The 22,608-nt window shown below is 69.6% G+C and carries 21 protein-coding genes; 11 read left to right on the top strand and 10 right to left on the bottom strand.

Translation table 11 applies throughout. The features are described 5' to 3' along the window. Positions 1 to 53 precede the first annotated feature (53 nt). Both CFREN_RS02275 and pgi read left to right on the top strand, forming a co-directional pair. Positions 54 to 2,339 (top strand): Ig-like domain-containing protein, encoded by a 2,286-nt coding sequence (locus CFREN_RS02275; protein ID WP_209654134.1) that lies wholly within the window; start codon positions 54 to 56, stop codon positions 2,337 to 2,339. Between the two features lie 171 nt (positions 2,340 to 2,510). After that, on the top strand, positions 2,511 to 4,145 hold the full coding sequence (gene pgi / locus CFREN_RS02270) for a glucose-6-phosphate isomerase (RefSeq protein WP_209654136.1): 1,635 nt from the start codon (positions 2,511 to 2,513) through the stop codon (positions 4,143 to 4,145). A gap of 82 nt (positions 4,146 to 4,227) precedes the next feature. On the opposite strand, the gene CFREN_RS02265 is transcribed toward pgi, so the two are convergent. Together CFREN_RS02265 and CFREN_RS02260 are read right to left on the bottom strand one after the other, a co-directional pair. Beyond that, on the bottom strand, positions 4,228 to 4,773 hold the full coding sequence (locus CFREN_RS02265) for a lipoprotein LpqH (RefSeq protein ID WP_070519377.1): 546 nt from the start codon (positions 4,771 to 4,773) through the stop codon (positions 4,228 to 4,230). Between the two features lie 210 nt (positions 4,774 to 4,983). Then, complete coding sequence (locus CFREN_RS02260) at positions 4,984 to 5,388, bottom strand: YccF domain-containing protein (protein ID WP_070519378.1); 405 nt, start codon at positions 5,386 to 5,388, stop codon at positions 4,984 to 4,986. 66 nt (positions 5,389 to 5,454) lie between these two features. Between CFREN_RS02260 and CFREN_RS02255 the strand changes: the two genes are divergently transcribed. The 4 genes from CFREN_RS02255 (at position 5,455) to CFREN_RS02240 (ending at position 8,083) form a co-directional block, all read left to right on the top strand. Further along, entirely contained in the window at positions 5,455 to 6,213 is a 759-nt protein-coding gene (locus CFREN_RS02255) for a 3'(2'),5'-bisphosphate nucleotidase CysQ (RefSeq protein ID WP_209654138.1), read from the top strand. 55 nt (positions 6,214 to 6,268) lie between these two features. Beyond that, positions 6,269 to 7,096 (top strand): thymidylate synthase, encoded by an 828-nt coding sequence (locus tag CFREN_RS02250; RefSeq protein ID WP_209654140.1) that lies wholly within the window; start codon positions 6,269 to 6,271, stop codon positions 7,094 to 7,096. Further along, entirely contained in the window at positions 7,096 to 7,665 is a 570-nt protein-coding gene (locus CFREN_RS02245) for a dihydrofolate reductase (RefSeq protein WP_209654142.1), read from the top strand. Before CFREN_RS02250 ends, CFREN_RS02245 begins: the two co-directional genes overlap by 1 nt. A 133-nt stretch (positions 7,666 to 7,798) precedes the next feature. Continuing rightward, positions 7,799 to 8,083, top strand: a complete 285-nt coding sequence (locus tag CFREN_RS02240; protein ID WP_070519393.1) for a mycoredoxin — start codon at positions 7,799 to 7,801, stop codon at positions 8,081 to 8,083. Between the two features lie 163 nt (positions 8,084 to 8,246). On the opposite strand, the gene CFREN_RS02235 is transcribed toward CFREN_RS02240, so the two are convergent. The 4 genes from CFREN_RS02235 to upp all read right to left on the bottom strand — a co-directional run bounded on the left by CFREN_RS02235 (position 8,247) and on the right by upp (position 12,986). Continuing rightward, positions 8,247 to 9,656, bottom strand: a complete 1,410-nt coding sequence (locus CFREN_RS02235) for an NAD(P)H-quinone dehydrogenase (protein WP_070519381.1) — start codon at positions 9,654 to 9,656, stop codon at positions 8,247 to 8,249. A 113-nt stretch (positions 9,657 to 9,769) separates the two neighbouring features. After that, positions 9,770 to 10,996 carry an amidohydrolase gene (locus tag CFREN_RS02230; protein ID WP_209654144.1) on the bottom strand — a complete coding sequence of 409 codons (1,227 nt, stop codon included), beginning with the start codon at positions 10,994 to 10,996 and terminating at the stop codon, positions 9,770 to 9,772. 519 nt (positions 10,997 to 11,515) lie between these two features. Next, positions 11,516 to 12,109, bottom strand: a complete 594-nt coding sequence (locus CFREN_RS02225; RefSeq protein ID WP_209654146.1) for a hypothetical protein — start codon at positions 12,107 to 12,109, stop codon at positions 11,516 to 11,518. A gap of 241 nt (positions 12,110 to 12,350) precedes the next feature. Next, positions 12,351 to 12,986 (bottom strand): uracil phosphoribosyltransferase, encoded by a 636-nt coding sequence (upp, locus tag CFREN_RS02220; RefSeq protein ID WP_070519384.1) that lies wholly within the window; start codon positions 12,984 to 12,986, stop codon positions 12,351 to 12,353. Between the two features lie 151 nt (positions 12,987 to 13,137). Between upp and CFREN_RS02215 the strand changes: the two genes are divergently transcribed. The 3 genes from CFREN_RS02215 (at position 13,138) to CFREN_RS02205 (ending at position 15,811) form a co-directional block, all read left to right on the top strand. Continuing rightward, positions 13,138 to 13,461, top strand: a complete 324-nt coding sequence (locus tag CFREN_RS02215) for a hypothetical protein (RefSeq protein ID WP_209654148.1) — start codon at positions 13,138 to 13,140, stop codon at positions 13,459 to 13,461. Beyond that, positions 13,458 to 14,465 (top strand): C40 family peptidase, encoded by a 1,008-nt coding sequence (locus CFREN_RS02210; protein WP_239251503.1) that lies wholly within the window; start codon positions 13,458 to 13,460, stop codon positions 14,463 to 14,465. The genes CFREN_RS02215 and CFREN_RS02210 overlap by 4 nt, the downstream gene beginning before the upstream one ends. Before the next feature lie 86 nt (positions 14,466 to 14,551). Then, complete coding sequence (locus tag CFREN_RS02205; RefSeq protein WP_070519386.1) at positions 14,552 to 15,811, top strand: SatS C-terminal domain-containing protein; 1,260 nt, start codon at positions 14,552 to 14,554, stop codon at positions 15,809 to 15,811. A gap of 105 nt (positions 15,812 to 15,916) precedes the next feature. Here CFREN_RS02205 and CFREN_RS02200 read toward each other — a convergent pair whose 3' ends face one another. Then, the gene (locus CFREN_RS02200) at positions 15,917 to 17,095 is read right to left on the bottom strand and encodes an adenosine deaminase (RefSeq protein ID WP_070519387.1); all 1,179 of its coding nucleotides are present in this window, start codon (positions 17,093 to 17,095) and stop codon (positions 15,917 to 15,919) included. Between the two features lie 153 nt (positions 17,096 to 17,248). On the opposite strand from CFREN_RS02200, the gene CFREN_RS02195 reads away from it, so the two are divergent. After that, positions 17,249 to 18,625 (top strand): D-alanyl-D-alanine carboxypeptidase family protein, encoded by a 1,377-nt coding sequence (locus CFREN_RS02195; protein ID WP_244979855.1) that lies wholly within the window; start codon positions 17,249 to 17,251, stop codon positions 18,623 to 18,625. A 58-nt stretch (positions 18,626 to 18,683) separates the two neighbouring features. Here the strand turns inward: CFREN_RS02195 and CFREN_RS02190 are convergent, their stop codons facing one another. The 3 genes from CFREN_RS02190 to CFREN_RS02180 form a co-directional block, all read right to left on the bottom strand. After that, positions 18,684 to 19,709 carry a YhjD/YihY/BrkB family envelope integrity protein gene (locus tag CFREN_RS02190; RefSeq protein WP_070519270.1) on the bottom strand — a complete coding sequence of 342 codons (1,026 nt, stop codon included), beginning with the start codon at positions 19,707 to 19,709 and terminating at the stop codon, positions 18,684 to 18,686. 145 nt (positions 19,710 to 19,854) lie between these two features. Continuing rightward, on the bottom strand, positions 19,855 to 20,949 hold the full coding sequence (gene trpS / locus CFREN_RS02185; RefSeq protein WP_209654152.1) for a tryptophan--tRNA ligase: 1,095 nt from the start codon (positions 20,947 to 20,949) through the stop codon (positions 19,855 to 19,857). 83 nt (positions 20,950 to 21,032) lie between these two features. After that, positions 21,033 to 21,494: a hypothetical protein gene (locus CFREN_RS02180; protein ID WP_209654154.1), complete on the bottom strand. Its 462-nt coding sequence runs from the start codon at positions 21,492 to 21,494 to the stop codon at positions 21,033 to 21,035. Between the two features lie 218 nt (positions 21,495 to 21,712). Here CFREN_RS02180 and CFREN_RS02175 point away from each other — a divergent pair, with 218 nt between their 5' ends. Beyond that, positions 21,713 to 22,606 (top strand): N-acetylmuramoyl-L-alanine amidase, encoded by an 894-nt coding sequence (locus CFREN_RS02175; RefSeq protein ID WP_224371308.1) that lies wholly within the window; start codon positions 21,713 to 21,715, stop codon positions 22,604 to 22,606. Positions 22,607 to 22,608 lie beyond the last annotated feature (2 nt).

The following is a 22,608-nucleotide window of genomic DNA, read 5'->3' as shown; positions in this document are numbered from 1 at the left end:
AAACCCCGGTTCACACCCAGACCCGGTTCACACCTAGACAAGGACTATTGGAAGTGAAAACCAAGACTTTCCGCTTGCCGCTGGCGGCCGCCGCGATCACGGCGCTGACCGTCGGGCTGATCACCCTGCCGGGCGGCGATGACGCCCTGGCCGCCCCCGTCACCGAAACCAAGAGCATCGCCCAGGAGTGCGTCGAGCACAGGGGCGCCTTCTCGAACGGTTCCTACCTGACCCTGTCCCCCGACAACGTCACCGTCGAGTACCCGCAGCAGGTCCACCCGGGCGAAACCTTCACGGTGAAGCTCCAGCCGGGCCAGATGGCCACCGGCGACAAGGACACCGGCCGCATGAAGTACGACGTCAAGCTGCCCGAGGGCGTCGCGATCTCCAACCTGCGCATCTCCGGCGCGGGCACCGGGTTCAACAACAATCCGGTCGTCCAGCGCGTCAACGCCTCCGGCGCCCCCGACGCCAACGGCGAGTTCGCCCGCATCTGGGACGGTGGCCACTCCGTCAACAACGGCGGCAACGAAAGCGACAGCTGGGGGCCGTTCACCTCCCGCGTCGGCCTTCAGGTCGACCGGCACAAGCAGTGGCGTTTCCCGCAGATCGCCTTCGACGTCACCGCGCCGGACACCGCCGGCGCGACCATCGTCACCGGCCTGCGCGGCGCCGGCACCGGCGCGGGTCCGGCCAGCCGCGACAACCGCGACAACACCATGTCGATGCTTGCCCGCGCCAACGTCGCCGACGCCGTGTACTGCTCGGCGGCCGCCGCCGGCCGCACCCTGACCTCCACGCAGGTCGTCGCCCGCGGCACCGAGACGAACTTCGCCGAAACCTCCACCGACCTCGAGGTGGTCACCGGCTCCGGCCCGACCACCCTGACCGCCAACGTCACCCACGTCGACGGCACCCCGGTCACCGAAGGCGAGGTCGAGTTCGACTTCGGCGACGGCTCCCCGCGCGCCACCGTCGCCGTCGTCGACGGCACGGCCACCACCACGCACACCTACCCGGAGCTCGACGACCGCAACCCGGTGCCGTACCGGGCCACCGCCCGCTACCTGGGCGTCCAGGGCCGGACGAACCCGTCGGAGGACACCACCTCCGTCACGGTCACCCCGACGCCGCGCGAACAGGTCCAGGCGACCGTGTCCCTGTCCGGCACGGTCAAGGTCGACGACGCCGCCGATGGCCGGGTCCCGGTCGAGCTGCGCGCCTCCGTCGGCGCCGAGGACGGCAAGACCCTGCCCGAGGGCGTCGAGGTCGTCTTCCACCAGGGTGACGCCGAAGTCGGCCGCGCAACCGTCGTCGACGGCGTCGCCGCGACCACCGTCTTCGTCCCCGACGAGAAGGCCACCCTGACCTTCCGCGCCGTGGTCTCCGACATGGAGACCGACACGCAGGAACTGACCGGCGCCGAAGCGACCACCGACGTCGACGTCGCCCCGGTGTCCCGCACCTCCATCGCCGTCGAGCTGGAAGACGACGGCGTCCTCGTCGGCCGCCGGACCACCATCACCGCGAAGTACTCCGCCACCCCGTCCATCCCCGAGGGCACCGAAGTCATCTTCCGCGCCGATGGAATCCGCATCGGCACCGCCACAGTCGGCGCCGACGGCGTCGCCACCATCGAGCACTCCTTCGACGCCGCCGGCCCGAAGCGCATCACCGCGCTCGTCGAAAAGCGCGAAGTCGACGGACGCGTCTACCCGCGCGCCGAATCCGAGGCCGCCGTGCTCACCGTCGCCGCCCCCGCCGGTCAGGACACCACCACCGACCTGACCTACACCCGTCCCGACGTCGACGTGGAGGCCGAGGTCCTCACCGGCGACCTCATCCGCTTCATCGCCACCGTCGACGCCGGCGACTCCGCCATCGAGGAAGGCGCCACCGTGTCCTTCTTCGACGGCGACACCTTCCTGGGCACCGCCCCGGTCGACCCCGCCACCGGCCAGGCCGTCTTCGACCACCGCTTCGCCGAGCGCGGCGAGCACCAGATCCGCGCCGTGTTCAACGGCCAGGAGAAGAAGGACGGGGAGGGCGTCATCACCGAGGTGCTCGAACCGTCCGAGTCCGACCCGGTCACCCTCGACGTCCGCGAGCATGACGTGGTCATCGAAGAGCCCGGTGACAACCCCGGCGACGAGCCCGGCGACAACCCCGGCGACGAGCCGGGCGACAACCCGTCCCCGAACCCGGGCGACGGCTCCGGCTCCTGGGGCTCCTCCGGCTCCAGCTCCGGCGGTTTCCTCGCCTCGGTCATCGGTTTCCTGGGCAGCCTCGGGATCATCGGCACGTTCCTGATGTCGATCTTCGGTCTGCACGCCATCTAGCACCCCGCAGCGCAACCCCGCAGCACCCGACGCGCCCCGCCTCACCATGAGGCGGGGCGCTCGTCGTCACGCGACGACCCCCGGGTGAGCGTTCCTCACCCCGCACGCCGCACCAACCGCAACTAGGCTGGTGGCGGTCCGATTGCCACATCGAAGGAGCTGGAGAAACCCATGACGGACATCACCACCACCCCCCAGTGGGAGGCGCTCGAGGCACAGCAGAACCGCATCATCGAGCGGGATCTGCGCGGAATGTTCGCAGAGGATCCGGACCGGGCGCAGAAGCTGACCTTCGATGCCGCGGGGCTGCGCGTCGACCTGTCCAAGAACTTCATCGACGACGAAGCCCTGGCCGCCCTCGTCGACGTCGCCCGCGCCGCCGACGTGGAGGGCGCCCGCACCCGGATGTTCGCCGGCGAGCACATCAACAACACCGAGGACCGCGCGGTGCTGCACACCGCCCTGCGCCTGCCCGTCGACGAAGACCTGGAAGTCGACGGCCAGGACGTCGCCGCCGACGTGCACGACGTACTGGGCCGGATGCGCGACTTCACCCGCGCCCTGCGCTCCGGCGACTGGCTCGGCCACACCGGCCGCACCATCAAGACCGTGGTCAACATCGGCATCGGCGGCTCCGACCTGGGCCCGGCGATGGTGACCAAGGCGCTGCGCACCTACGCCACCGCCGGCATCGACGCCCGTTTCGTCTCCAACGTCGACCCGTCCGATCTGCAGGCCGTGCTCGACGAGCTCGACCCGGAGTCGACCCTGTTCATCGTGGCCTCGAAGACGTTCACCACCCAGGAGACCCTGGCCAACGCGCACGCCGCCCGCCGCTGGCTCATCGAGAAGCTGGGCGACGAGGCCGCGGTGGCCAAGCACTTCGTCGCGGTGTCCACCAACGCCGAGAAGGTCGCCGAGTTCGGCATCGACACGGACAACATGTTCGGCTTCTGGGACTGGGTCGGCGGCCGCTACTCCGTCGATTCGGCCATCGGCCTGTCCATCATGGCCGTCGTCGGCCCCATGGACTTCATGCGCTTCCTCGAGGGCTTCCGCCTCATGGACGAACACTTCCTCGACACCCCGCTGGAGCGCAACGTGCCGGTCCTCATGGGCCTGCTGGACCTCTGGTACGGCGAGTTCCTGGGCGCCGACTCCCACGTGGTGCTGCCCTACTCGGAGGACCTGTCGCGGTTCCCGGCGTACCTGCAGCAGTTGACCATGGAGTCCAACGGCAAGTCGGTGCGCCGCGACGGCGAGTGGGTCAACTGCGAGACCGGAACGATCTACTGGGGTGAGCCGGGCACCAACGGCCAGCACGCCTTCTACCAGCTGCTGCACCAGGGAACTCGCCTGGTGCCGGCGGACTTCATCGGTTTCGCCCGCCCCCGCCAGGATCTGCCGACGGCCGACGGCACGGGTTCGATGCACGATCTGCTGATGTCGAACTTCTTCGCCCAGTCGAAGGTGCTGGCGTTCGGCAAGGACGAGGAGGAGCTGGCCGCCGAGGGCGTGCCCGAGGAGCTCATCCCCCACAAGGTCATGCCGGGCAACCGTCCGTCGACGACGATCCTGGCCGAGGAGCTCACGCCGGCCGCGGTCGGCGCGCTGATCGCCCTCTACGAGCACATCACTTTCGTGCAGGGCGTCATCTGGGACATCAATTCCTTCGACCAGTGGGGCGTCGAGCTGGGCAAGAAGCAGGCCGGCGACCTGCTGCCGGCCGTGACGGGCGAGGCGGAGCCGGATTCGGGCGACGCCTCCACCGACGCGCTGCTGGCCTGGTACCGCGCGCACAAGTAGGGCTTTACTGCTTGACGACGCCCGCCCCCCGGGTGTGGGGGCGGGCGTTTTCGCGTGCACCCGATGCCGGGTTCGGCGTGGTTTAGACCGGGCAGACGACCTCGACGCGGACTTCGTCGGTGCGGTCCTCGTCGTCGTACTTGCCGGTGCCGGTGATGGTCCAGGTGTCGCCGTCGCGGTTGACCACGGCGTTGTCGGCGTTGTCGTCGTCGATTTCGATGTCGATGTTCGCCGAGTCGATGTCCAGGGAGTCCAGGACGGGGGTGCCGTTCGGGTCCTTGATGTCGATGTCGACGTGGCCGGCACCGTCATCGTCGCCGCCGATCTCGATGTCGAGCTCGTCGCCGTCGAGGGTGCAGCGCACCGGCGTGAAGTCACCGTCGACGTCGGCGCCGGCGACCTGGACGACGGCGGCGCTCTGGCCGATCGGGGCTTCGGTGGTCGTGGTGGTGGCGTTGCCGTCGGTGGTGGTCGTGGCGCCGGTGTCGTCGCCCGACACGGCTTCGGAGAGCTTGGTGGCCTCCGGGGCGTCGGTGACGACGGTGGCGTCGTCGTCGGAGCAGGCGGCCAGGGCCAGGGTCAGGGCCGGGATGGCCAGCAGGGCGGCGGTGCGGTTGCGCAGCTTCATGGTCGTACCTCGCGGTTCTTCGTCGTCGTTCTTCGTCGGCGGTGGTTTCGTTCGTCGTCGACTATCGATGTGGGACCGGTCGGGCGGACGCCCTCGTCGAAAAGCCTTCGTGCGGAACACGTTTCACTCCGCGAACAACCCCAGGGTAACGGCCGTTAACCCCATCGGGCAATGGCGAACCCCGGCGCCACCCCCGCCGCACGCGCCGGATCAGAACGGGGAGAAACCGTCGCGGGCGCGATCGGCGTCGACGATCTCCTTGCCGAAGGGGAAGCAGGTGACGGGGATCATCTTCACGTTCGCGATCGCCAGCGGAAGGCCGACGATGGTCACCGCCTGCGCCGCGGCCGTGGTGATGTGCCCGATGGCCAACCACATGCCCGCCACGACGAACCACACGACGTTCATGACCGCGCTCAGCCCCGCCGAGCCGCCCCGCTTGTCCACCACGACGCGACCGAAGGGCCACAACGCGTACGAGGCCATGCGGAACGACGCCACGCCCGCCGGAATGGTGACGATGAAGATGCACGCCACGATGCCCGCCACGACGTAGCCGAGGGCCAACCAGATGCCGCCGAAGAGGAGCCAGATCAGGTTCAACACGAGTTTCATGCCACCGAGGATATTCGCGCGGACCACGCCGGGCGCGGTGGTCGAGCACGCCCTATGATCGGAGACATGTCTGCCTACGTCGACGACGACATCCTGACCCTCCGACTGGCCCTGGGCACGGGCGAAATCCTCAAGGGCGTCCGCAACGTCGGACTGCTGCGCGGCCGCGTCCTCGGCGACGCCGGCGACGCCCTGTCGCAGGAATGGATCGCCCGCGTTCTCCAGCAGCACCGCCCCGACGACGCCGTCCTGTCCGAAGAGGCCGCCGACAACCGCGATCGCCTCGACAACTCCCGCGTCTGGATCATCGACCCGCTCGACGGCACCCGCGAATTCGCCGGCGGCCGGCAGGACTGGGCCGTGCACATCGCGCTCATCGAAGACGGCAAGCCCGTCCACGCCGCCGTCGGCCTGCCGGACCTCGGCCAGGTCTTCCACACCGGCGAAGTCAAGGCCGTCACCGGCCCGATGTCCGGCAAGATCGTGGTCTCCCGCACCCGCCCGCCGGCCGTCGCCGCATTCGTCGCCGACAAGCTCGACCGCGAGCTGGTCCACATGGGGTCCGCCGGCGCCAAGGCCATGCACGTGCTGCTCGGCGACGTCGACGCCTACATCCACGCCGGGGGCCAGTACGAGTGGGACTCCGCCGCCCCGGTCGGCGTGTGCAAGTCCGCCGGCCTGCACGTGTCCCGCCTCGACGGTTCGGAGCCGGTGTACAACCAGGTCGACACCTTCATGCCGGACATGCTCTTCTGCCGCCCGGAAATCGCGGACGACATCCTCGCCGCCGTCGCCGAGTACAAGAAGGAGCACGGCGACTTCTAGCCGCCCTCCTACCGCCCCGCTGACCCGCTTTCGGCGGGCCGGTACCCTTGGCCGCATGAGCGCGATCACGTCCCCGTCCGACCAGTCCGTGAAGACCCCGTACGAGGATCTCCTCCGCGAGATCCTCGCCGACGGCACCCCGAAGGCCGACCGCACGGGCACCGGCACGCGGTCGCTGTTCGCCCGGCAGATCCGCTACGACCTGTCCGAGGGCTTCCCCCTGCTGACGACGAAGAAGGTCCACCTCAAGTCGATCATCTACGAGTTGCTGTGGTTCCTGCGGGGCGATTCCAACGTCAAGTGGCTGCAGGATCGCGGCGTGACCATCTGGGACGAGTGGGCCGGCGACGACGGCGACCTGGGCCCCGTGTACGGGGTGCAGTGGCGGTCGTGGCCGACGCCGGACGGCCGGCACGTCGACCAGATTTCCCGCGCGCTGGAGACGCTGAAGACTGACCCGAATTCCCGCCGCAACATCGTGTCGGCGTGGAACGTCGGCGAGCTGGAGAACATGGCGCTGCCGCCGTGCCACCTGCTGTTCCAGTTCTACGTCGCCGGCGGCAAGTTGAGCTGCCAGCTGTACCAGCGCAGCGCGGACATGTTCCTGGGCGTGCCGTTCAACATCGCGTCCTATGCGCTGCTGACGCACATGTTCGCCCAGCAGGCGGGCCTGGAGGTCGGCGAGTTCATCTGGACCGGCGGCGATTGCCACATCTACGACAACCACGTCGAGCAGTGCGAGCTGCAGGTGTCCCGCGACGCGCGCCCCTATCCGACCCTGAAGCTGCGCAAGGCGGAGTCGCTGTTCGACTACGACTTCGACGACGTCGAGGTGGTCGGCTACGACCCGCATCCGCCGATCCGGGGCAAGGTGTCGGTCTGATGTCCGAGTTCGGCACGGAGCGGGATTCGCTTGACGACGGCCGGCGTCCCGGCCGCCCGGCGTCCATCCGCATGATGTGGGCGCAGACCTCCGACGGCGTGATCGGCGACGGGGCGACGATGCCGTGGCACATCCCGGAGGATCTGGCGCATTTCAAGGCCACGACGATGGGCGCGCCGGTGATCATGGGCCGCCGCACGTGGGATTCGCTGCCGGAGCGGTTCCGTCCGCTGCCGGGCCGCCGCAACGTGGTGCTGTCGCGGTCGCTGACGCCGGAGGACGTCCCCGGCGCGGAGTTGGCCCACTCGCTCGACGCCGCCCTGGATCTGCTCGGCGACGTGCCCGTGGCGTGGATCATCGGCGGGGGCCGCGTCTACCGCGACGCCCTGCGCCTCGCCGACGAGTGCGAGGTCACCGAGGTCGACGGCGTCTACGAGATCGACACCCCGGTGCGGGCACCCGAGCTGCTCGGGTGGACGCCGGTGCGAAAAGGCGAATGGACCGTGTCGTCGAACGGCCCGCGTTTTCGCTTCACCACGTGGCGGCCACGTTCCGACGACGATTTCTGAGCGGCCTCCGAGTAGCGCGGGCACCGCGTCGCCAAGGAGACACACGACACTGCGGGCCCGCGCGGACAGTGATGTTCGCCACCTCACGCCACCGAACGGAACAATCGCCACCGCGGCCGGCGTTGACATGAACATGAGCAACGAAAAGACGCCCCTGCCGAAGACCACCGAAGCCGTGACCATCTACGCCACCAGCTGGTGCCCGTTTTGTCAGGCGCTGATCGTCGGCCTGAAGGAGCGCGGCGTGCCGTTCGAGGCGTGGGACGTGGAGAAGCACGAGGATTTGTCGTCGTGGGTCGAGTCGGTCAACGACGGCAACCGCGTCGTGCCCACCGTGCTGTACTCCGACGGCACTCACGCCACCAACCCGGACGTCTCCGCCGTGGAGGCCAAGTACGCCGAGCTGACGGCGAAGTAGGTTCACTCCCCCCGGCACCTTTCGAGGCCGCGGCAACCACGTCGAGGTCCCCGCAACGACATCGAGGCGTGCGGCGACCACAATGAACGAAGCCGCCCGGTTCAACCGGGCGGCTTTCGTCGTTTCCCCACGGGGCCCGTACGCGGGCCGAAGGCGCGAGGTCCTAGTCCAGGTCGTCGTGCGCCATGAGCTGGCGCGCGGCCTCGGTGATGGAGCCCGACAGCGACGGGTACACCGAGAAGGAGCTGGCCAGGTCGGCGACGGTGAGCTGGTTGGACACGCACACCGCGATGGGCAGGATGAGCTCAGAGGCCGTCGGCGCGACGACGACGCCGCCGATGATCATGCCGGAGTTCTTGCGGCAGAACAGCTTGACGAAGCCGCGGCGCAGCGAACGCATCTTCGCGCGCGGGTTGCCGGCCAGCGGGAACACCTCGACGCGGGCGGAGACCTCGCCCGACTCGATCTGCGCCTGGGAAACGCCGACGGTGGCGATTTCCGGGCGGGTGAACACGGCCGAGGCCACGGTGCGCAGGCGGATCGGCGACACCCCCTCGCCCAACGCGTGGTACATGGCGATGCGGCCCTGCATGGCCGCAACCGACGCCAGCGGGAACAGGTCGGTGCAGTCGCCGGCGGCGTAGATGCCCGGCACGGAGGTGCGGGAGACCCGGTCGACCTTGATGTGGCCCGACTGGGTCATGTCCACGCCCACGGCCTCCAAGCCCAGGTCGGAGGTGTTCGGAATGGAACCGACGGTGATCAGGGCGTGGGATCCGATGACCTCCCGGCCGTCGGAGGTGACCACGCGGACGCCGCCGTCGTCGGTGCGCTCGACCAGGTCGCAACGGGCGTTCTTCACCACGTCGACGCCGCGCTCGAGCAGCACCTCCTCCAGCGCGTCGGCCGCGTCGGCGTCCTCGTGCGGCAGGATCCGGTCGCGGGAGGCCACCATGGTCACCTTCACGCCGAGCTCGGTGAACGCGGACACGAACTCCGCGCCGGTGACGCCGGAACCGACCACGACGAGGTGCTCCGGCATCTCCTCGAGGTCGTAGACCTGTCGCCACGTCAAAATCCGCTCGCCGTCCGGCAGCGCGCCCGGCAGGATGCGCGGGGAAGCGCCGGTGGCCACGAGCACCAGATCGCACTCGATGGTCTCCTCGCCGCCCTCGAGCAGCTCGACGGTGACGTAGTGGGTGATGCGGCCCGGCTCATAGTCGTCCAGGCGACCGCGGCCCTGCAGCATGCGGATGCCCTCGCGCTCCATCTGCGCGCGGACGTCCTCCGACTGCGACTCCGCCAGGTGGCGCACGCGGTCGTTGACGGCGGTGAAATCGATCTTGCGGGACGAGAAATCGGGGCGCAGACCCATGTCGTCGGCGCGGCGCATGTCGGTGCGCACGCCGGTGGCGGCGATGAACGCCTTGGAGGGGACGCAGTCGTACAGGACGGAGGAACCGCCCATTCCGGCGTCTTCCACCACGGTGACCTCGGCACCGTACTTGGCGCCGACGAGCGCGGCCTCATAGCCGGCGGGGCCACCGCCGATGATCACGATCCTCTTGGTCACGGGTCCTCCAAAATTGCGTTGCAGTGCCCGCACCAGTGTAGTGGAGGCGCGGGATTTCGCCGGTCGGGCATTCCCCGCCGGCACGGTGCGACGGCCGATGCACCGCCACCCGGTCACCTGATGCCGGCGGTGCGGTCGGAGTCGCCGTCTTCGTAGCGGGCGACGATGCCGCCGAAGAGCCGGACGCCGACGCCGAGGCAGCGCTCGTCGACGATGAGGTCGTCGCGGTGCAGATCGTGCTTCTCGCCGCGCCCCGACCAACAACCCAGTCGGGCCATGGCGCCGGGCACGTGCTCGAGGTACCAGCCGAAATCCTCGCCGCCCGAAGACTGCGGCGCCTCGATGACGGCGTTCTCGTCGACGCGCCGGACCGTTTCGGCGACCAGGGCGGTGCAGTAGTCGTCGTTAAGCACCGGAGGCACGCCGCGCTCGTAGTCGAGGCGATGGGTGACGCCCGTCGGGGCGAGCACCTCGGCGATCAGTTCGCGTAACAGCGGGTCGATGGCGCGCCACGTCTTGATGTCGGCGGTGCGGATCGTGCCCTGCAGCCGACCTTCCGCGGGGATGGCGTTGGCCGCGTAGCCGGCGTTGACGGAACCGAAGACCAGGACGGTGCCGGTGCGCGGATCGACGCGTCGGCTGAGCAAGCCGGGCAAATCGGTGATCAGCTTGCCCAGCGCGTAGACCACGTCGGCGGTCAGGTGCGGGCGGGACGTGTGGCCGCCCGGGCCCTCGACGCGAATGTCGAGGGTGTCCGACGCCGACGTGATCGCCCCGACGCGCACGCCGACCTGCCCGACCCGCAGCTTCGGCTCGCAGTGGACGGCGAAGATGCGCTCGACGCCGTCGAGGGCGCCGAATTCGATGACGTCGGGGGCGCCGCCGACCATGACCTCTTCGGCGGGCTGGAAGATGAAGCGCAGCGGCACCGGCAGCGGGTGCTCGCGCTGGTATTCGGCCATGGCGATGGCCGTGGCCAGGGTGATCACGGTGTGGAAGTCATGGCCGCAGGCGTGCATGACGCCTTCGTTGACGCTGGCGTACGACAGACCGGTTGCCTCCGTGATGGGCAGGGCGTCCATGTCGCCGCGGAAGGCCAGTCGACCGATGCGCTCCCCGGCGGCGCCGGAATGGTCGTCGGCGTCGCCGATGTCGACCATGAGGCCGGTGTTGGGGAACATCACCGGTTCCAGCCCCGCGGCCCGCAGCTTGTCGGCGACGAACTTGGTGGTGCCGTGCTCCATGTGGGACAGCTCGGGGTGGGCATGCAAGTGCCGGCGCCAGGCGAGCACCTGGCCTTCGTTGCGCGTCCACCATTCCCGAATGAAGTCCTCGATCACGATTTACGAGTGTAGGCGCACCCGGTTTCCGGCTTTGCGGGGTGGGTCCGCCCGGGTGGGACGCGGCCCGCGGACCTTCGTCGCCGTCACCGTGCCCGCGGTGGCGTTGGCGCTGCTCGCGAGGTTGGCCGCGTGACGGTTCGGCTTGTGCTTGACGACGCTTGCCTGCACCTCGTCCGCCCGCGCCGCCGGGTGCGGCCCGGCGGATGGAGGCGGGGTGAGAAACCGCCGGGAGGAGTGCGCCCCGGAGGAGCGTGCCCCGGAGGAGTGCGCCCCGGTGAATGGAGGCAGGGTGAGAAACCGCCGGGAGGAGCGCGCGGAGAATGCCGCGAATCCGACAAATGCAGCCTCACGCCGAGTAAACGTCGGTAAAAGCCCAGGACGAGAAAAACCGTGGCTGCATTTGTCGACTAACCGCCATGTCCGAGGTTTTGACGCCGGACAATACGACGCCGGCCGGGCCACATGCGCCCAAACGGCAACTTCCGCCCCATCTTTCACATTCGCGCCGTGATGGTGTCAGAATGAGCGCATGAGCTCCTCCGGCAAGCGCGGCACCACGACGACGAAAACCCTGGCCATCGCCATCGGCGTGACTGCTACGGCACTCATGTTCGTCGTCGCGGTCGCGCTGGGTTTGTACTTGGCCATGGGCGACGACGAGCCGGAGATGCCCACCCCGGCCCCGGCCCCGACGGAGACGTCCGACACGTCGGCCACCTCCGAGCGTCCGGAATCGTCGACGAGCCGCAGCTCCAACACCTCCACGAGCTCCAGCCCCCGCAGCTCGACCAGCGCGAGCACCTCCAGCAGCACCCGCAGCTCGACCAGCGCGAGCACCTCCAGCAACACCCGCAGCTCGACCAGCGCGAGCACCTCCAGCAGCAGCTCGAGCACCTCCACCTCCAGCAGCACCCGCAGCTCCACCGGCTCGAGCACCTCCAGCTCCGAGTCGCGGACGCCGTCGACCACCTCCTCGACGACGTCCTCCTCCCCCACCTCGGAGCCGCGGCCCGATCTCGGCACCGGCCGCAGCGACGTCGACGAACGCGGCTGGATCGGCACGCGCGCCCGCTGCCACGCCGGTGACGAGGCCTTCGCCGTCCTGGCCACCGCCGACGGCACCCACGCCGCCGCGTGCCGCACCCCCGGCGGTTCGAAGTACTACCGCGGCGACGCCGGCGAAACGGGCTCGCTCGAGGCCCCGATCATCGTCGACGAGGGTGATCGCATCGTCGCCCGCAACGGCGGCTGGAAGTACCAGATGAGCCCCGACGGTCTGCTCATCACGGAAAACGACAAGGTTCGCCAAAACCAGGGCGCGACGACGTGGGGGCGGGCGTCGTAAAGCGCCCTACAAGTCGATGTTGCGCGGCCCGTACAGGCGATCGCCTGCGTCGCCGAGGCCGGGCACGATGTACTTGTCGTCGTTGAGATCGGGGTCGATGGTCGCGGTGATCAGCCGCACGGGGTAGCCGGACTTTTCCAGCACGTCGACGCCTTCCTGCGCCGACACCATGCATACGGCGGTGATGTCGTCGGCGCCGCGTTCGACGAGCAGCCGCAGCGCGTGGAGCAGGGAGCCGCCGGTGGCCAGCATCGGGTCGACGAGGAACACCGGCTGCCCGGACAGGTCGTGCGGCAGCGCCTCGAGGTAGGGCACGGGTTCGTGGGTTTCCTCGTCGCGGGCCAGACCGATGAAGCCGACCTGCGCGTCCGGGATCATCGACAGGGCCGGGTCGATCATGCCGAGGCCGGCGCGGATGACCGGCACGATGATCGGGGGTTTGCGCAGGCGGTGGCCGCGGGCGGTGGTCACGGGCGTTTCCACGTCGAATTCCTCGACGTCGAGGTCGCGGCTGGCCTCGTAGATGAGCATCGCGCCGAGGTCGGCGAGGGCGGCCCGGAATCCGGAGTTGTCGGTGCGGGCGTCGCGCATGATGGTGAGGCGCGACGCGGCGAGCGGGTGGTCGACGACGGTGATGTCCATGCCTCCAAAAATACAACGGCGGGGGCGGCGGGCAGGGGGCGGCGGAATTTTCGTTGGAACCGTTCGGCGTCGGGGCGCGTCTAAAGGGCTGACACGCATCCACGATCCGAGGAGCATCATGCCGAGTTCGTCATCCGTTTTTTCTTCCCCGATGTCCCAGCTTTCCGTCGTCCCCGACGTTCTTGCCGAGTCCGCGCGGCGGTTGCGCGGGTTGGTTCCCGCATCCGCGCCGCAGGTGGGCGGGGTGTCCCTGCTTGACGACGCCGACGGGGCCGCGATCGCCCCGGATTCGGGCGTCGTGCGGTTTTTCACCGCCCTGGACGCCGCCGCGCGGGCGCAGGAGGGGCGTGTCGCGGCGCTGGGCCGCTACGCCGACGGGGCCGCCGGTGCGTTGGATTGGATGGCCGGGGAGGTGGGCGATGCCGAGGCGTCGTCGTCGGCCCGGTTCGGTCGCGACGGTGAGGTGATGGCGTGATCCCGCCGACGTTCTCCGCTCTGGCACCGTCTGCCCTGGCGTCGCCCATGCAGGATGTTCCCCGGCTGCTGATGTCGGCCGTGCCCGTCGTCTCCGATCTCGCCGCGGCGGTTCCCGCGGCCGCGCCCCATCTCGTCGATGACTGGTGGACGGTCGCCGACGCCGTCGCCGGGCAGTGGGCCGGCGAGGGCGGCGAGGCCGCTGCGGCCAGCCTGCGCAGGGCCGCCGCGGGTGCCGGGACGCTCGACGGGCACGCCACGGGCATCGACGCCGCCGCAGCCGAGGGCCTGGGGCTCATCGCGGCCGCCGCGTTGGACCTGGCGGTGATCGCCTCCGAGTTCCTGCTCGAATGCGCCGGGTCCGCGGCGGCTGCGGCGGGCGCCGGGCCGGCCGCTCCCCTGGCGTCGATGGCCGGAATGCAGGGCAACGCCATCGAGGCGTTGATGCGGGCGGGCGACCGCCTGACGCGGCTGGACGGCGAACTCGCCGACCCGACCGCCACGTTGGAATCCATCGCGGCGTCCGACGTCGACATTCCCGACGCCCCGACGGTGCCCGCCGCCGCGATGGTGCCGGCATCCGCGACGGACACCGCAGCGGGGGCCGGATCGAGTGCCGTGTCTGGGGCCGTACCGGGGGCCGGCGATGGTGCGCCGACTCCCCAGGCGAAGGCCGCGGTGGAGCACGCCCTGTCCGCGGTGGGCACCCCGTACCAATGGGGCGGCAACACCCCGGGCGTCGGACTCGACTGCTCCGGACTGACCAAGTGGGCGTACGGGCAAGCCGGGGTCGACATTCCCCGCACCGCCGCCGAGCAGACCGTCGGACGGCCGGTCGATGCCTCGGAGCTGCTGCCCGGCGACCTGGTCGTCTGGGACGGACACGTGGCCATGGTGGTCGGCGACGGGAAGATGGTGGAAGCCGGCGATCCCGTGCAGGTCAACCCGATCCGAACGACCAACATGGATATGGGATTCAAGGGTTTCTGGCGACCCACCGGCTGATCCACCGTGCCGTGACATGTCGAGGCACCCCGCCGGGTATCCTTCCGGGTGCACCGATCACCGATGACACGACGTTAGGACGGACCATGGCCAGGCAGGGCATCGTCGCCATTGAGCTGGAGCTGACCGAAGGCACGGCGTACACGCTGTGGGCGCCGAGCTGGCGGGAGGGCAACGCCGAATGGCAGTCCCTGCTGGGCAACGGCGACGACGCCCTGATGTTCTCGTCCCGCGCCGAGCTGCTCGCGTTCCTGCGCTCCGGCGCCGACCACGACATGACGTCCCACCCGTCGTGGCGCCGCTTCGAAGGCGAGCTGCCCGCGTCGGTCATCGCCGATCCCCGCGACCGCCACGACCTCGTGGGTCTGCCGGAGGCGCTGGCGGGCAAGGCCGACTACGACCACGTCTCCACCGTCGACCGGGCGTTCACCATCACCCGCTCCATCGGCGCGATCACCGACCTCACGCCGATCAACCGCATGTTCGCGTCGAACTCGATCTTGGCGTCGACCGCCAACGGCGCCGATCACTTCCACGGCGCCGGCGCCGCGCAGTGGTCCGCCATCGGTCGCGTGATCCTGCTCAACTGGGACGGCTGCATCGACGCGCTCGACGAGCTCTTCGAAAAGGGACGGAAAGCCGCCGGCGACATCGACGTCGACGCGGTGAAAACCGCGGAAGCAGACCTGGAGGAGGCGGAGAAGACCATCGAGGCCCGCCGCGCCGAGGCGAAGGAGGCCCGCCTGAAGGAAAAGGAGGCCGCCGCCGCTGCCGCGAAGGAGGCCGACCCGTACGACTCGTCGGTGTGGGCGCAGGCGGGCATCGACCCGGTGCGCATCGCCATCGGCGGCCGCACCCTGTACACCCTGCGCTGCTACCTCAACGGCGCCCCGGTGTTCCTGGGCCGCAACGGTTCCATCAACACCTTCCCGCAACCGCGCACCCTCGTGCGCTGGCTTCTGGAAAACGACGACCACGACCTGGCCACCCTGAGCACGTGGGACGACATCATGACCGCCGCCAACGCCGGCGAACTCGACGCCGTGGTCCACCCGGACAACGAGTACTCCTTCACCGGCCTGATCGAGGACATCAAGGCGGGCCCGGCCAGCGTGGACACGGAGCAGCTCGGCCGCGCCTACGAGCTGCTCGCCGACTCCGCCGACTGGGCCGGCGACGACGCCGTCAACGAGGTCCTGGCCGGCAACCAGCAGCTGCAGTGGCTGCTCAACTACCTGCTCGACACCGGCGAACAGTCCGAGCCGGTGCCGCCGTACGACGACGAGGCCGACGGCTGGGCGCGGCTGGAGAAGGGCCTCACCGCCCGCTTCACCACCAAGCTCTGACACTCGGGCTCTGACGAACGTCGACGAGCGCCGCCACCCGGATCAACCGGATGGCGGCCCTCGTCGCATCTCCGCCGCAGAAACTGGTCTCTGCTCCGCGGGAACCTAGCCGATGGTCGGCTGCTCGTCCTCGCAGGGGTCGATCTCGCCGTCGCCGTCCTGGTCGGTGAGCTCCAGGTACGGCGGGTAAATCAGCGTGTCCAGAATCCGCTCGCGGGTCGGCAGATCCGCGAAGGCGCTCTCGATGGCGTTGCAGGTCAACTGGAACAGCTCGGTGTAGCCGTAGTCGAAGACCTCGACGAGGATCATCATCTCGCGGGTCATGGTCGTGCCGGACAGCAGGCGGCTTCCGGTGTTGACCGTGCACGTGAAGCCGAGGTCGTCGAGAAGCGGGAACGGGTGATCCGCGATCGCGTCGACGATGCCCGTCTGCACATTGGACGTCGGGCACAGCTCGAGCGGAATGCGCCGGTCGCGAATGTGGCCGGACAGGCGCTGCAGCTCGATGCCGTCCATGCTCGCGGAGAGGTCCTCGAAAACGCGGGGGCCGTGGCCGATGCGGTTGGCGCCGGCGACGACCGCGGCGCGCACGGATTCCAGGCCCGCGCCCTCGCCGGCGTGGATGGTCACCGGCGCAAGGTTGTCGCGCAGCAGGGCGAACGCCTCGGCGTGCCGGCCCGGGGAGTTGCCCTCCTCCGGGCCCGCCAGGTCGAAGGCGACGACGTAGTCGTGGTCGGTGTTGTCGGGCAGGTTGTCCACGAGCAGCTGGGCGACCTCCACCGTGCGGTCGCGGTCGCGCATGGCCGACAGGATCAGGCGCGCGGTGATGTCGTGCCCGGCTTCGCCGGCGGCCCGCTCACCCTGACTCAGGCCCTCGACGACGGCGTCGACGACCTCCTGCATGGACAGGCCCCCGTCGACGTGCAGCTCGGGGGCGATGCGCAGCTCCGCGTAGACCACTCGGTCGCCGGCGAGGTCCTCGACCGCCTCGCGGGCGACGCGGGTCAGGGACTCGGCGGTCTGCGTGACGGCGGTGGTGTGGGCGAAGGCCTCGAGGTGACCGGGCAGGCTGCCCGCGGTGCCGGCCTCCACGAACCAGCGGGCGACCTCCTCCGGATCATCCGAGGGCAGGCCGTCGTAACCCGCCTGCGCGGCGAGCTCGATGAGGGTGGAGGGGCGCATTCCGCCGGTGAGATGATCGTGGAGCACGACCTTCGGCAGATCCGCGACGACATTCGCCTCGACCTGCAGCGGATCGAGGGGCATCTCGGGGGAGTTGTGCATGACTGCTCACCGTATAAAAATTTGCGCCGCTCTTCCATTCCTGCACGGCCGCCGAAAACCTCGGCCCTTTCCGGCACGGGCCGGACGAAAACACCGGCCCCCGTAAACCGACGGGGTTATCCGGGCAGACTAGCGTGATCGGTCGTGGACACCATGAATTCCCTCCGCGCCATGGGCAGGGTCCCGCGGGGCACGGCCCTCGCGGTCGCCGCGTCGCTGATGTTTGGATCCGCCCCGATCGCCGGGCCGCCCGCCGCGCTCGCGTCGCCGACGGCCGAGCCGATCCCGTTCGCCGCGCCGGGCGCCACCGCGGAAACGACCGCCCCCGCGCCCTCCGGCGACGCCGGGCCGCCGGAGACCTCGGAGGAAGAGGAGTCCCCCGGCCCCGCGCCGGGGCGCCGCGACACGGGGAAGTGCCCGTACCGGACCACTCCCCCGCCGGCGGTCGATTCCTCCGAGGTTCCCGCCCCCGGCATGCCCTCCCCGGATCCCCTGCCCGTGCCGGAGACGCCGGCGGGCGGTCCGCGCATGTCCGATTGCGCCGTCGTCGCCGCCCGCGGTTTCGACGTTCCCGAGGAGGTGGCGGCGTCGTCGTGGATCGTTTTCGACTCGGGCACCGGCGACGTCATCGCGGCGAAGGACCCGCATGGCCGGTACCGTCCGGCGTCCATCGCGAAGGTGCTGCTGGCGCTCGTCGTCATCGAGGAGTTGCCGTTGGATCGCACGGTCACGGCCCGCCACGAGGACGCCGCGATCGAGGGCTCGCGCGCCGGGATCCTCGAAGGCGTCGAGTACGACGTCGAAAAGCTGCTCCTGGGGCTGCTGATGAGCTCGGGCAACGACGCCGCCTCCGCGCTGTCGGGTGCGTTGGGCGGCCGCGAGGAGACGCTGCGCAAGGTCAACCGGAAGGCCCGCGAGCTTGGCGCGAGCGACACCCGCATCGCCGATTTCACGGGTCTCGACGGCCCCGGCCAGGTCACCTCCGCGTTCGACATGGCGCTGTTCTACCGGGCGGCGTTCAACGACCCCACCTACGAGCGGCTCAGCGCGACGGCGTTGACCGAGATGCCGGGCGACGAGGAGGCCGGCATCGAGGGCTTCACCATGTCCAACGACAATCAGCTCATCGCCTCGGGTTTCGAGGGCGCGATGGGCGGCAAGACCGGGTTCACCGACGACGCCCGCCACACGTTCGTGGGTTTCGCCGCCCGCGACGGCCGCCGTCTGGGCACCGTCGTGTTGGACACGACGGTCGAGGAGGGGCACCGGGCCTGGCAGCAGTCCGCGGCACTGTTGGAAGCGGGCTTTGCGACGAAGCGCGGCTCGGCGATCGGCGACTTGGAAGTTCCCGCCGACGGCGACGGCGCCGATGGCCTCGGGCCGGAGGACATGGAGGACGAGGTCCTCGGCGCCCCCGACGACGATGGTGACGGCGGTCCGTCCACCGGTGACGTCGCCATCGTGGCGGGCGTCGCGGGGTTGCTGCTCATCGGCATCGGCACATGGGCTGTGCGCACCCGCCGACGCTGATCCACAGACGACGACGCCGCCCCGATTCGGGGCGGCGTCGTCGACGTTCGCGGGGCCGTTACAGCCGCAGGAGCCTGGCCAGTCCGCGGGGCTCGCGGGAAGCCTCCGGGCGGACGTGGATCACGGCCGGCGGCGGCAGATCCGGCGTCTCCATCGCCATCGCCTCCTCGGTGGTGGCCGTCCACGCCGAGGCGTACAAGGTGATGCGCCAGATCAGGTAGAACACGACCATCAAACCGATGATCGGGCCGAAGACCGCGCCGGCGGGGTTGGACAGCGCGTTGGAGAAGAACAACGAACCCAGCTGCTTGACCACCTCGAGGCCGATGGCGCCGATGACCGCGCCCTGGGCGGCGGGGCGCAGGGGAACCTTGCCTCGCGGCAGCGTGGCGAGCATCCAGAAGAACAGGACCCAGTTGGCCACCAGGCCGATGAGGATCGCGACGACCGTCGTCAAGGTGCCGATGCCCGGAACCTCGTCCAAGCCCACGCGCTCCACCAGCGTCGCCGTCAGGCCGGAGGAACCGATCGCCGTGATGGCGAAGGTCAGGCCGATCATCAGCATCATGCCCAGCAGGCGAACCAAATCGCGCAGCTTGCCCAGCACGAAATTCTCGGCGAGGATCGGACGCTTCCACAGGGCGGTGACGCCCATGCGCAGGTTGCCCATCCAGCTCAGGCCCGACCACAGGGCGGTGACGAAACCGATGGTGAACACGCCGCCGGCCTGGCTGACCGCGCTGTCGATGATCGCCGACACCGTCTCGCCCATCTCACCGCTGAGATTGTCGGTGATGGCGTCCTCGATCTGCTGCATCATCTCGTCGTTGCCGCGCAGCACGAAACCGATGATGGCGAACACCAGCATCAACAGCGGGAAGACCGACAGGACTGAGAAATACGTGACGCCGGCGGCGAAGTGGTTGCCGCCCTCCTGCGAGTACCGCTCCTGCATGCGCATGATGTGGTCGAACCACTCGTACTTCATGCGCATCTTGTCGACGAAACCGGGGTCGTCGTCCGTCACCCGCTCGATGCCGTAGCGATCCGTCTTCTTCGGGTCTGGGCGCGTCGATGTTGCCACCGGTCGAACCTGCTTTCGTCGTTGAGGGAGACGGTGGCCGGTGTCCGACCGCGCCACCCGGGCGAACGTGTCTCGGTCAGCTTACCGGCATGCACCGATGACGACGCGGTGAGCGTCGTAAAGCAGCCGGAATGAAACGAAGCCGTTACCGAACGGACGAACGGAGGAAACCGACCCGCTCGTACACCTGCTCCAACGTGCGCGACGCGACGTCGCGCGCGCGGACCGCACCATCGGCGAGGATGCGCTCCAGCTCGCCGCGATCGGCCATCAGCTCGTCGTACCGGGCCCGCAGCGGAGTGGTGAAGGCCTCCAGCGCCTCCGCCGTATCGCTCTTGAGCTGGCCATAGCCCGCACCCGACGTCTGGTACCCGGACACGATGTCGTCGATGGGCACGCCCGTCAGGCTCGACTGGATGACCAGCAGATTGGACACGCCCGGCTTGTTCTCGCGGTCGAAGCGGATCTCGCCGTCGTTGTCCGTCACCGCCGACCGGATGCGCTTGGCCGACACCTTCGGATCATCGAGCAGATTGACGATGCCCTTCGGGTTCGAGCCCGACTTGCTCATCTTCGACGTCGGATCCTGCAGATCGTAGATCTTCGCCGACCCCTCCAGAATGTGCGCCTCCGGAACGACGAACGTCTTCTTGTATCGCGAATTGAAACGCTGCGCGAGCGTGCGCGCCAACTCCAGATGCTGACGCTGATCCTCGCCCACCGGCACCAGCTGCGGGCGGTAGAGCAGAATGTCGGCCGCCATCAACATCGGGTAGGCGAACAGGCCCGCCGACGTGTGGTCCGAACCCTGCTTGGCGGACTTGTCCTTGAACTGCGTCATCCGCGACGCCTCGCCGAAACCGGTCAGGCACGTGAGCACCCAGCTCAGCTCGGCATGCTCCGGGACGTGCGACTGCACGAACAGCACCGACTTCGCCGGGTCGATGCCCAGCGCGATGAGCTGCGCCGCACCGGCGATGGTGCGCTGGCGCAGCTCCTTGGGATCCTGCTGCACCGTGATCGCGTGCAGGTCCGGAATGAAGTAGTAGGCGTCGAAGTCGTCCTGCAGGCCGATCCACTGCTTGACCGCACCCAGGTAATTGCCCAGGTGGTACGAGTCCGCCGTCGGCTGGATGCCGGACAGCACGCGCTGGCGGCGTTCCGGGGCGCCGGCGGCCGGGGCGGGCGCCGGGGCGGCGGTCGAATCGGTGGTGGTGGTCGGATCCTGCTCAGTTGCCATGACCGGCAGTCTAGTTCGCCCCGGCGGGCCGTTTCGCGTCGGGCGTCGGACGGGGCGTCGGGTGCCGCGCCGCGCGGCCCGGGTCAGCTGCGCTCGAGCAGCAGCCGGACGGTCTTCGTCGCCGCGACGCTCGACTCGCCCGGGTACAGGGCGCGGACCAGGGCGACGGCGGCCCGGGCGCCGTGCTCGTCGAGGACGCGGCGCACCCGCTCACGCTCGACGGCGGTCAGCTCCAGCGGGGCGACCGGCGGGCGACGCAGCACGCCGACGACGCCCAAGACGACGAGACCGAGGATGCACGGGATCACGGTCCACAGCGGCCAGCCGTAGACGAAGGCGAGGACCGTCAAGGCGACGAGGACGCCACCGGCGATGATGCTCCACACGCCGAAACCGGCGGCGTCACCGTCGAGGCTGCGGGTGAACGCCGCGAGATCGAAGTCGTCGGCGGTGCCCGGGGCGTCGTCGCGCGGCGGGCCGTCACCGAAGTGCCGCCCGCTCAAGTCCATGTTCCCGTCTGCGGGCCCATAGTTGCGATCATCCATGCCGTTCCCCTTTCCGCAGCTCCCGGCGAACCCGGGTCACTTCCGGGCACCCGCTGCCGCAGGGCCGAAAAAGGCCCCGCCACGGGTACGGAGTCCCGATTGTCACGTCCCCCGAGTCTTGCACAAACGACCGCGCCGTTCCGAAACCTCCCCCCGTATTCGCCGGAAACCCGTTCGGAGTCGCCGCGGTTCGGTCGCCCCTTATTAATGTGGTGGACGTGAACACATTTTCCCGCTGTTCCGGGCAGGGCCTCGTCATCGCGGCCACCGCGATGCTGATGGCCGGATGCACCATCGGCGACGTCGGCGGGGATGCTCGCGGCGATGCCGACGCGCACGCGTCGCCAAGCACGTCCATCGCGCAGGGCCGCGACGCGCCCAACCCCACACGGGGATCGTCGGGCAAGTCGGGCGCATCCACGTCGACCGCGCCGACGTCGCCCGAATCGACGCCGGCCCCGGACGACGGAGACCTCACGGGCCGCACCATCTACCTCGACCCGGGGCACGCCGCGGTGATGCCCGCCGACAACCCGCAAGTCCCGGACGGCCGCGGCGGAACCAAGCCCTGCCAGGTATCCGGCACCACCGCCGACGACGGGTGGCCGGAGCACACCTTCAACTGGCTGATGGCCCTGGAAATCAAGGATCGACTCGAAGCCCTCGGCGCCACCGTCCTGCTCTCCCGCGAGGACGACTCCGGGGTCGCCGATTGCATCGACCTGCGCGCCGAGAAGGAAAACGCCTCCCCCGCCGATGTCGTCGTCAGCCTGCATGCCGACGGGTCCGGCGAGGGAAACCGGGGTTTCCACGTCATCACCGTCGCCGACCCACTGCCCGGCAACGACGCCGCAGGGTCCGCGGTGCTCGCCGCCAACATCCGGGACGGATTCCTCGCCGGCGGGTTCGCCCCGTCGAACTACCTCGGCGTCGACGGCATCGACCACCGCAGCGATCTCACCGGGCTGAACCTGTCGACCAAGCCGAAGGTGCTCGTCGAGTTCGGGAACATGCGGGACTCCGCGGACATCGTCCTGCTGGCGTCGGAGGACGGCCGCGCGGAAATGGCGCGGGCCGTGATCCGGGGAATCACCGCCACGATCGGACGCTAGGA

Source organism: Corynebacterium freneyi (genome assembly GCF_030408835.1).
Classification (GTDB): Bacteria; Actinomycetota; Actinomycetes; order Mycobacteriales; family Mycobacteriaceae; genus Corynebacterium; species Corynebacterium freneyi.
This window is presented reverse-complemented; position numbering and strand designations above follow the sequence as displayed.

Excerpts from the sequence above, each read along its gene's own strand:
- CFREN_RS02200 (WP_070519387.1), bottom strand. The coding sequence starts at position 17,095 with ATGCACAACTCCCCCGAGATGCCCCTCGATCCGCTGCAGGTCGAGGCG.
- CFREN_RS02250 (WP_209654140.1), top strand. The coding sequence starts at position 6,269 with ATGAGCGCGATCACGTCCCCGTCCGACCAGTCCGTGAAGACCCCGTAC.
- CFREN_RS02195 (WP_244979855.1), top strand. The coding sequence starts at position 17,249 with ATGAATTCCCTCCGCGCCATGGGCAGGGTCCCGCGGGGCACGGCCCTC.
- CFREN_RS02240 (WP_070519393.1), top strand. The coding sequence starts at position 7,799 with ATGAGCAACGAAAAGACGCCCCTGCCGAAGACCACCGAAGCCGTGACC.
- CFREN_RS02265 (WP_070519377.1), bottom strand. The coding sequence starts at position 4,773 with ATGAAGCTGCGCAACCGCACCGCCGCCCTGCTGGCCATCCCGGCCCTG.
- pgi (WP_209654136.1), top strand. The coding sequence starts at position 2,511 with ATGACGGACATCACCACCACCCCCCAGTGGGAGGCGCTCGAGGCACAG.
- trpS (WP_209654152.1), bottom strand. The coding sequence starts at position 20,949 with ATGGCAACTGAGCAGGATCCGACCACCACCACCGATTCGACCGCCGCC.
- CFREN_RS02260 (WP_070519378.1), bottom strand. The coding sequence starts at position 5,388 with ATGAAACTCGTGTTGAACCTGATCTGGCTCCTCTTCGGCGGCATCTGG.
- CFREN_RS02215 (WP_209654148.1), top strand. The coding sequence starts at position 13,138 with ATGTCCCAGCTTTCCGTCGTCCCCGACGTTCTTGCCGAGTCCGCGCGG.
- CFREN_RS02245 (WP_209654142.1), top strand. The coding sequence starts at position 7,096 with ATGTCCGAGTTCGGCACGGAGCGGGATTCGCTTGACGACGGCCGGCGT.
- upp (WP_070519384.1), bottom strand. The coding sequence starts at position 12,986 with ATGGACATCACCGTCGTCGACCACCCGCTCGCCGCGTCGCGCCTCACC.
- CFREN_RS02205 (WP_070519386.1), top strand. The coding sequence starts at position 14,552 with ATGGCCAGGCAGGGCATCGTCGCCATTGAGCTGGAGCTGACCGAAGGC.
- CFREN_RS02255 (WP_209654138.1), top strand. The coding sequence starts at position 5,455 with ATGTCTGCCTACGTCGACGACGACATCCTGACCCTCCGACTGGCCCTG.
- CFREN_RS02180 (WP_209654154.1), bottom strand. The coding sequence starts at position 21,494 with ATGGATGATCGCAACTATGGGCCCGCAGACGGGAACATGGACTTGAGC.